This window comes from Myxacorys chilensis, from assembly GCF_059505265.1.
Genome location: NZ_JCACKG010000123.1, coordinates 1 through 8,945 on the forward strand (window position 1 = coordinate 1; position 8,945 = coordinate 8,945).

Sequence of the window (8,945 nt, forward strand, 5' to 3'; positions counted from 1 at the left end):
TCAATGCTTTCTTGCCTGACTCTACCCCTTTCTTAGAAAATTTTTGATCTACTGAAACTTCACCTCTCCGTACACTCCTACGAAGGCTGGCATAATCTGCTACTTCTCAAACGTCCTCTGACACTATCTGCTTATCGGGAAACACTTCGGCAAATCGAACCATTCTGAATATGCTGCGGCGGCTAAATCTTTTGCCGTACTCACGAGGGAATGCGTCACTCAAACTCTCAACAATTCGCTCACCATATTCTGCCCGCCCTTCACCCAAAATTTCACTGCGGATCCGTTTACCAATATGCCAGTAGAGCAACACAAGTTCAGCATTGACCGCTTGGGCTGCCCAACTTCGGCTGCTTGTAATCAAAGTCTAAATATCAACCAGGAGTTGAGTAGAGGCGATCGCTCCGAGTTGAACTAAGGCGTTGGACTCTTGAGGAGGCTCTTTCACAAACTTCTCCAAAGCGCAGATAGAACAATTGCTTTTCGCGAAATATAGAGTAGGTTGACCTCAGTAAAAATGGAAACTTAGGAAACATTTTGGAAACACTGCAAAACTTTTATTGACTGGTCAGAGTCGGGGTGACACACTAAATCCAAGAATCTCTTTATTGGTATCTGCTGATGAAGGTCACGAAACATCGACAGAGAATTTTAGATGTGCTGAGAGAATGGTTCCGCACCCATAAGGAAGGACCAACGCTTGAGGAGCTTTGCCTTCTACTTGAAATGCAGACTAAGCAGAAAGCCACGGTTCAACGTTGGTTACAAACGCTACGGGGAATCGATGTGCAGTGGGAAGACCATAGTGCCAGATCGCTTCATCTCTTGAGACCTGAGCCACAAAAACCATCCGTTCAGATTTCAGCGACAGAAACACTGCGGTATCTGGCGACGGGTGTAGTGCAGTGGGAAGAATTGCCGGTTGAGGAGCGATCGCAAGTTCCAGAGGCACTTCGGATAGGACTATCGCGGATGTATTTAACTTCAATGCTGCAAGGAGAAGAAACCCTTGAGCAGTCCGATCATCTCTGTAACTTTTTCCAGTGGGCTGAACAACCGAGCTGTTCATGGGCTGCAAGCCAGGATATTCATTATTTATCACCAGAGGTCACATTAGTTGAGGACGGGATAGCATCTGATTTCGCTTGATCCTGGCATGTTGCTGGCTCTGATATTTTTAAGCAAGTGCAAGAGTCTTTTCTGAAAGACCTAAAAGAATACTGTGAAACTCATCAGCTTGAAGATGCTTATCGTGCTTATCGATATCTTGTCATCACTCAGCCTGCATTGGGGTTTGTAGACTATCGGCAGCATGTAGATAGACGGAACTTCGACCTCTACGAGAGTTTCTACGACAGCATCAGTCATACATTGACTTAGACAAATTTGCCGAGGAAGACGTTTATCATTTCTGTCCTCGATGTAAATATGTACACCGTCGGCGAGCAGATGGAAGTCATCACTGCCGGAATCATTTCTGTGAAACGCTATGTGCAAGAACTAGTTCTGGCAAAGTCACTACTATTTCTAAAGAAGAAGCCTCTCAATGGATAGTCGTTACTCCTGGCATCTATACATATGGGACGCTACCAGGCATCTGGGAAGTGGATTTGGCGGCGAAACTTTCCGAACTAGGGATTCGCGTTACATTGTGGCCCCATATTGATCAATACGACTTGCTCGTCGAGCTAACTCGCAAAGTGCGGTGGGCGATCGATGTGAAGGATTGGACGTATCTGGATGAGGAGCGGCTCAAACGGGTGCAGTATCAGGCAGAAACAACGGAAACTTTTATTGTTTTTCCAGACGAGCGAGAAGATTACCTGCGAATTCGCGTCAGACGTGAGCAGTTAGAACCTGAGTTACAAGGAGTGCGTCTAAGGCTTTTCAGCGAAGTCATTGCTGACGCCAATGCAATTATGGAGCAGAAGAAAAATGCGTGATATTTCCCAATGGCGCACTGAACTTTGCAAGCAACTTCGTCGTTCAGATGGCTTACAAGACTACGTAGACGATGCCTGGTCGAGTAGCCATGACTCTATTCGGAAGCGCGAGCTTGAACGTCTGGCTCGATTGATTGCGGATGTAGAGCTCGCATTAACGCTGCTGCGGCAGGTTGCTCCAACCGAGCCAGCATCTTCAGTTGCAGTTTTACTTTCTGGATATCGCTTGCCCCATGAGACGCTTCAGAATGATCTCAACTGGCAAGCAGTGCAGCAGGCACGTTTCTATCTGATTCGTCATCGAGGTCGGCGGTGGGAGCGATCGTTAGAGGAGTATACTCGGCTTCCCGAATCTGTCAGAATCTACCGCTTATTTGGTTTGAATCAAGTTCCCTGCTTAATTCCCTCTAGTACCAGTCCACGCCGACTAGAGAAATATCAGCAAACATTAACCCGAACTCCCCCCCACAAGGAATATTCTCCTAAACTTGCAACTGCTGGAACATGGTTTTGCAAAGTAAGTCAAAAGGAACCTTCATTCGTTGAAATTCCGATCGATATTCCGACAGAGGTTGCGAATCTTGCTCCGTCTCCGATCGTGAGATTTCATCGTACCCGCGAGGCTCGTAATCCTCCCAAGACTGCGAGGTGGCAAGATTTGCAGCTTGCTGCCCAAGAGATGGATCAAAGATTAGCTGAATCAGGGCATGCACCGGAAAATTATGTAGACCGACTGCGAAGAATTGCGCTGGAACAATACGACTCCGAGTTCGATGATTTCCGTGACGGCGAGGTGTTGCAGCTAGAACAGCTAGTACATATTGTGGGACTTCTCAACGTTGGCAAGTCCACGCTACTAGAAATTCTTATTTATCATCTCGCAAAGCAGGGAAAACATCGCTGTGCCTTGATTGTGAACGAAGTGGTTACAGCCGTGAAGCTTGCTTCTTTATTCCGGTGGGGATTGGGGGTTGAAGCAGTTCCAGTGCTGGGAAGCGATCGCGTCGATCAACTAACGAAAGTCTATCAACCCCTCTTTCAGAATGTAGGGCAGGAAATTAATCAGGGTGGTGTCCATCCTGCTTGGCGTTGGTTCAGTCCGGTTTGCCCCCTACTTGCATTAGTTCAAGCAGAGGAATGGTGGAATTTTGGTCAGGAACCTTGCCATAGCCTCTATCAGAAAGGAGCTTCACCGATCGACGCAAAAATCGATGAAGACGCAGAAGAGCAGGAATCGGATGAAAAACTCACCTGTCCCCTGTATTACAAATGCCCACGACATCAATTAGAGAGAGACTTTGCAACTGCTGTTGTCTGGATTTTGACACCGAGTAGTTTTATTCATAGTCGTGTTCCCAGACAGATTGCGGGTAGTCTTATTGATAACTCCATTCCCGAACAGGTAGTTGGCACGAGACTGACGCTTGCAGAAGCAGTGTATCGTGAGTGTGATGTCCTATTTGTGGACGAAGCCGATCGCGTGCAGGTGAAATTTGATGAAGAATTTGCGCCCAGTCAGGTTCTTGTTGATCAATCTGGAACGTCTTTCCTAAACAAGCTGGGATTGAACCTAGCCAAAATTTATCACTCCGATCGGGGCAGCATGGTTGGCGATCGATTTGTTGCCTGGATCAGTGCTCACTATCATATTCAAAATGCCACAAACCGTCTCTATCACTTGCTTTTGACCCAAGGGCATCTGGTTGTGTGGCTAGGGCGGAATCCGTTTACGGGCTACTCTTTGTTTGCACGAATCATTTATGACCTGTCTCGTTCACCTATTAGTGAAACCGACACTGAAGCACCTAGATTAACGCGCCAAGAAAGAATGCAAGAACGGCGACAGCAAATTTTAGCAGCAGCTTTGTCTCCAGATCAGGAACATGCGCGTCGGAAAGCTCTGATTAAAGAACTGCAAGACTTTTTACGATCACCCCTTAATTGCCGTCAAAGTCGGAGTATCTGGAGTCGTAGCCTGTCTAATCTAGCATTTACTGTGTTGAATGCTGAAACAGATCGACAAGCACTTATTGAGGTTGAGAACTGGTGTAAGACCTGGCTAGAGCAGCACCAAATTGCTGTACAAGACGAAATCTTTGAACAGCTCACTCATCACGTTCACTTTGCAGTGCTAACTGCTGTTCTTGACAATCGACTCGGGTTTCTAGTGGATCATCTTACAGAACTCAGTCAAAGTCGCATTGTAGATTTACATGATCTTGATCAGGCAATTGTTCATCGTCCACCCCGCGATTATTTACCCATTGTTCCTGAAGCGCCAGTTGGCAATATTCTTGGATTCTTGTACAAATGCGATCGACGCAATTTCAAAAGGAGCAGCAAATTAGAATATTTCCGATATGTGGGTGTGGGTCGCACGTTACTTCTGCGCTTCCCAACGTTGTTTGCAGTGGATGATTGGGATGGAGCGCACACGGTATTAATTTCGGGCACGAGCTACGCCCCAGGCTCCCCTTCTTACCACATCAACGTTCAACCTACCGTACTACTCAAGTCTGCACAGGAAAATAGCTCAGCTCGCTCAGGTATCCATGCCAGCGAGTTCTTCTTTACCCCAATGCGAAGACCAACAGATGGGAAATTTATCCAGCTATCAGGATTGCCTGTTGCTCAACGCAGACTAGCGGCTGATCAGTTAGTCAGAGCGATGTGTGAATCGCCTGGAAAAGTTTCTAGCTTCTTAGCAAAATGCTTTCAGGAGTTAGCAGAACTTGAGCGAACCAATCCAGAGTGGTGGAGCGATCGCCAACGGCTGTTAATTGTGGTCGGCAGCTACGATGAAGCCGATTGGGTTGGAGAAATTTTGAGACCCCTATATAGACTTGAGCAGATAGATGAAGGCGTGGCAACGCTCCGACGGGACAATGCACCTGCACGCGCTTACAGCCTGCGTCGAGGTGAAATCTCTGAGTTGCGCCACACACCGAGCCAAATCGTCATCGCGCCTTTGATGGCATTGGAGCGGGGACACAATATTCTCAATGCTCAAAAGCAGGCAGCGATCGGAGCCGTATTGTTTTTGAATCGTCCAATGCCCATTCCTGATGATTGGCAGTTCACCGTTCGGCAGCTCAACAACTGGGCACTCACTCACGAATAGGAGTCTGTTCTATTTGATGCGGCTCGTTCTGAAGGTGAATCCTTTACCCTGACTCGGATAGGAGAAATCTTTTATCTCAATGCAATGAGTGAAATGCTCAACCTCAACTGCACCGCGTTTTCATTTCAACAACTAACAGAGCAAGAGCGCAACACACTTTGCTGGACGCAACTTGTGAGTATTTGGCAAATTATCGGACGCTTACTGCAGGGGAATGTGCCTGCCAGGGTTTATTTCATAGACGCAAAATTCGCTCCTCAGTTGGCATACGGTTTACCAGATAGCGAAGCAACCTCACTCCTGGTTGGCATCATCAAAGCATTGCGATCTTCTAGAGATGATGCAGAACACGCCTACGAAAGAACATTACTGCGATCGCTCTACGACATCTTCTTAGAAAAACTTGAGAACATTTTTAGGAACTCCAACAATGAGCTTTAACACCATTCTGCCGGGTGCCTGGTCGTTGACTCAGGATACAAACTATCAGCTATTTGCCCTACCTGTGCCGATCGCTTGGCAGCAGATCAGCAGATCGCAAAATCTTTAGCAGTCCGTCGTGCTAGATTCCAGGGAAAAGGTTATCAAGCCCCACCTATTTACTCTCTTGATCCCCTGGTTGCAGCAAGCTTTCCTAGAATTATTCAAACTGTGCGCCAAGGTTGGCAGCGACCAAATCAGCCCTGGCTACTAGCTGAAGAACGAATCGCTAATCTGTCGCTGCTGGCTCTACTCATCAAAGATTGGCTGAGGGAGGAATTTAGTTCGTCGCTCAGCGCGTCTGAAGTTGAGGTGAGTTTGGCAACACTCAATGCTGCGGATTGGCAGTGGGAACAACCTAGAACTTACTCGCTGCTGCATCCGCAAACGAGAGAAGAAGAGTCAGTTCTCTACAATGCAATTCCTGATTTTTTAGCCAAAGACTGAAAAATCCAATCGTCCAATTTGGCAGCCAGGAACTCACCTTTTATCGGGTGATTCGTCTGGGTGGAGCAGAATTAATGTCTTGGCCTCCTCACCCAGTCACTCTAATCAATCGTGAAGGAGAACAAGAGCGCGCCTATCTTTCATTTGTGCTGCGGTTTGCATTGCAAACGGTTCCTGGTCGTAAAAGCCCGATTGTGTATCATCATCTTTCCACCCGACGATGGATTGTGAACTCCCAGCAACGTCCTCCCTATCGGGGTCTGACCGCTTACATTGGAAATGAGTTGCGCTTGTTGGATGGGATACGACAACCCCTATGTTTTATTCCCCTGGCCATGAAACGCCGGGGAGAAACCGGCGGATGGTCAACAGCGATCGAAGCATTGCTTGCTGATGACACTCGATTACCAAATTCGATCGCTCTACTTGAGAATCCTGCGTATCACTGGAATATATTTAAGACCACACCACGACCGATGCAAGCTGCAATTGCATTCGATAGCCGACATTCACTATCCAGTAGTAGCGCAATCAGCAGAGCGGGTGTAAATTCGCTCGATCTCGCTCATATTGATCAAGCAATTTGCGATCGTTTGCCTGTCGAGCGGGTTGGCGAAGCAATTCAAGTTGGCAGATCAATAACATTTTTAGGTCTACCTGCCACTATACCTACAAAAGATATCACTCAAGCAGCCAACAATCAGAGTCAACCAGGTAAACAAAAAACTGACTCCAATACGCGATCAACTCCAATGCTCCGTCCCAGCATCGCTGCCCCTGCTGTCTTTCACTCCGCAAATCTCATTCAAGAGATTTTGATTGTTTGGGAGACCGCTGAATGTCGAGATGAACTCATTGCTGAAATTTGCCAGTTACTCCACCTATCTGCAACTAAAGAAGTCATTACCTACACCACAGCTTCTCATACAACTGGGGAGGCACAATGCTACAAAGGCACTTTTGGTTCTCTATGGATTAAAACTCAGCACGTCGAGGATTTAACACAGAATTTAGACATTGATTCTTCAGTTCGTCCACGCGATCGCCCACAGCGGCGAGTTCAACTTTTACAGGAGCGGATCGATCGCATTGCTTCATTTCTTCTTACGGCTAAAGGCTTGAGTGGGGCGCTGATTGAAATCAAGCGGAGACCGTTTCCACCCGAAGCTGACCCGAAGTTAGCTTGGCGCATTGCAGCGATGCAGGTAGGTTATCTGAACCAGCATATCCATGCCCTGACCTATACAAAAGATGGTAAGGAAATCAGACGACAGGATGCTTCCGAACGAGTTAAGCGTGCGGTGTCAGATCTACTGCGACAATGTGGCGTTCTGCCCGATGCACCTTTAATTCAGCCCTCTGACGGAATTACACCGCACGTTTGGTTAACCTGTTTTTATGTGCTGCGACGAACAAAACGCACAACCGCAAGCAATCTTCCAAATACTGTTGTGATGATGATTCGAGTCAATGCGAGCGAACCCACAATCGAAGTTACAACTCCTTCTTTGCTAGCGCGAAACAGGGCAAATCCCTGGGTGTCTTATTCATCTGCACTCAACTATTTCCTCGGTGAGAAATGGGAACCCGACTCCCAGTTTGAAGAAACCAATCCAGAACTCAATGAGGAACAGAGTTTTTCAGAGAAAGAGAAGGAGGAAGCCTTGCTCAATAAGTTTGTCTCTGAATGCTTACAGACTTGTTTGCACGAGCCAATAGCAGGTGTGAAACCTTATGTTTTGTTTTATGGCAGAAGCGCAAAACGCTCGGCGCAAAGGCTTACTCTCCTGGCTGCAAAATCCGAACCTGCAAGCAGACAGAATACTGAGTGCTCTTCACTTGAAAGATGAGGATGAACGGAATCGTCTGTGGATTGCACGACTACGCTTACAAGGAAGCAGTTACGAAACTCCTGTAGCGATCGTTAAACCTGGTTCCACAAAACGAGCAAACCTGGGCAGTCGGGCACGGGGCACGATCTACCGTTGGCAGGCTGTCTCTGAAGGTGAACCATCGGTTTACTTCAGCATTAGAAAAGCCTCAACGAATGAGAAGTTCCCTTTAAAGATCTCAGAATCTAGACTGAACAATGGCAGCCGTTCTGCTGTCAATGCAAGGTTACTAGAAGTCGCTATTGTTCATCACCCAAGCATTCAGATCGATCGACTTGCCCTTCTAATTCACCGTCTTAGAAACCGATTTCCCTACTATGCTGATGATAGCTCATTGCCATTCCCTTTCCCGTTTGCAGCTAAAGCGAAAGAATATGCAGTTAGCTTCAGAGATTCGGTAGAACTTGATGATTCAGAGCAGAACGAAGACGTTTGAACTTTTGTCTGAAATCAGAAGCTCAAGCACATTTCCACGGTTTATGCAGATGCTCGATCTCTGCAGTATCGCCGATAACTGGTATCCTTACCGACAAAAGCACTAGCGGAAATTGTGATTACCCATTCGGTGAACTGCGAAACAACGGGTGGCTGGAAGAGAACTCTATTCCTTACAAGGTGCTAGGTGGATAAGAGTAAATACCAATATTACGAGTTTCAGGCGATCGACTGTCCATTGCCCGCAAAAGAGCAGGACAAACTTTGCAAGCAAGTCAACGTCAATAACTTCCTTCAAATTACTACTTAAAAATATAAGCAAATCTTATAACTATGTTCTATACTTTCGGCAGAGAGCTAGCTAAGGTTTGCACTTTCGGTAGGAGGATAACTGAGTTAGCTAAAGAAGCAGCTCGACTACATAACGAGAAAACGAACACTTAAGACTGGACTTTGGCAAAAGGATACCTTAGTCAGTCGCAACCATTCGGCTTAAGTCACACTCATGTAACTTCAAGTCTAGTTTTGCTAGTTTGGCGAGATGATTAAAGTTTCAATCGGCAAAGAGATACCTTTGAAGTGACCCCTTTAGTTCGGACAGAAGCACAAAAGATTTAAGCGTATCTA

General features: G+C 46.7%; 8 protein-coding genes and 1 pseudogene. 8 read left to right on the top strand and 1 reads right to left on the bottom strand.

The window, feature by feature from the left end; all coding sequences use genetic code 11:
- Nucleotides 1–106: 106 nt before the first annotated feature.
- Nucleotides 107–364, bottom strand: a complete 258-nt coding sequence (locus AC5JLB_RS08910) for a DUF1016 N-terminal domain-containing protein (protein WP_495873474.1) — start codon at nucleotides 362–364, stop codon at nucleotides 107–109.
- 257 nt (nucleotides 365–621) lie between these two features.
- Here AC5JLB_RS08910 and AC5JLB_RS08915 point away from each other — a divergent pair, with 257 nt between their 5' ends.
- The 8 genes and pseudogenes from AC5JLB_RS08915 to AC5JLB_RS08950 all read left to right on the top strand — a co-directional run bounded on the left by AC5JLB_RS08915 (nucleotide 622) and on the right by AC5JLB_RS08950 (nucleotide 8,319).
- Entirely contained in the window at nucleotides 622–1,149 is a 528-nt protein-coding gene (locus tag AC5JLB_RS08915; protein WP_495873475.1) for a hypothetical protein, read from the top strand.
- A 36-nt stretch (nucleotides 1,150–1,185) separates the two neighbouring features.
- A complete protein-coding gene (locus AC5JLB_RS08920; RefSeq protein ID WP_495873476.1) occupies nucleotides 1,186–1,380 on the top strand; it encodes a hypothetical protein in 195 nt (64 codons plus the stop codon).
- Nucleotides 1,381–1,604: 224 nt separating this feature from the next.
- Nucleotides 1,605–1,943 (top strand): restriction endonuclease-related protein, encoded by a 339-nt coding sequence (locus AC5JLB_RS08925; protein WP_495873477.1) that lies wholly within the window; start codon nucleotides 1,605–1,607, stop codon nucleotides 1,941–1,943.
- On the top strand, nucleotides 1,936–5,064 hold the full coding sequence (locus AC5JLB_RS08930; protein ID WP_495873478.1) for a pPIWI_RE_Z domain-containing protein: 3,129 nt from the start codon (nucleotides 1,936–1,938) through the stop codon (nucleotides 5,062–5,064). The genes AC5JLB_RS08925 and AC5JLB_RS08930 overlap by 8 nt, the downstream gene beginning before the upstream one ends.
- An 84-nt stretch (nucleotides 5,065–5,148) precedes the next feature.
- The gene (locus AC5JLB_RS08935; RefSeq protein WP_495873479.1) at nucleotides 5,149–5,505 is read left to right on the top strand and encodes a hypothetical protein; all 357 of its coding nucleotides are present in this window, start codon (nucleotides 5,149–5,151) and stop codon (nucleotides 5,503–5,505) included.
- Between the two features lie 75 nt (nucleotides 5,506–5,580).
- A pseudogene (locus AC5JLB_RS08940) lies at nucleotides 5,581–6,692 on the top strand (pPIWI_RE module domain-containing protein); the annotation flags it as partial.
- Nucleotides 6,693–6,743: 51 nt separating this feature from the next.
- Nucleotides 6,744–7,841 (top strand): hypothetical protein, encoded by a 1,098-nt coding sequence (locus AC5JLB_RS08945; RefSeq protein ID WP_495873481.1) that lies wholly within the window; start codon nucleotides 6,744–6,746, stop codon nucleotides 7,839–7,841.
- A complete protein-coding gene (locus AC5JLB_RS08950) occupies nucleotides 7,738–8,319 on the top strand; it encodes an RNaseH domain-containing protein (protein ID WP_495873480.1) in 582 nt (193 codons plus the stop codon). Before AC5JLB_RS08945 ends, AC5JLB_RS08950 begins: the two co-directional genes overlap by 104 nt.
- Nucleotides 8,320–8,945 lie beyond the last annotated feature (626 nt).

Bases quoted from the DNA above. Each gene is read 5' to 3' on its own strand.
- AC5JLB_RS08915 (WP_495873475.1), top strand. From the start codon at position 622: ATGAAGGTCACGAAACATCGACAGAGAATTTTAGATGTGCTGAGAGAA.
- AC5JLB_RS08930 (WP_495873478.1), top strand. From the start codon at position 1,936: ATGCGTGATATTTCCCAATGGCGCACTGAACTTTGCAAGCAACTTCGT.
- AC5JLB_RS08935 (WP_495873479.1), top strand. From the start codon at position 5,149: ATGAGTGAAATGCTCAACCTCAACTGCACCGCGTTTTCATTTCAACAA.
- AC5JLB_RS08945 (WP_495873481.1), top strand. From the start codon at position 6,744: ATGCTCCGTCCCAGCATCGCTGCCCCTGCTGTCTTTCACTCCGCAAAT.
- AC5JLB_RS08950 (WP_495873480.1), top strand. From the start codon at position 7,738: ATGGCAGAAGCGCAAAACGCTCGGCGCAAAGGCTTACTCTCCTGGCTG.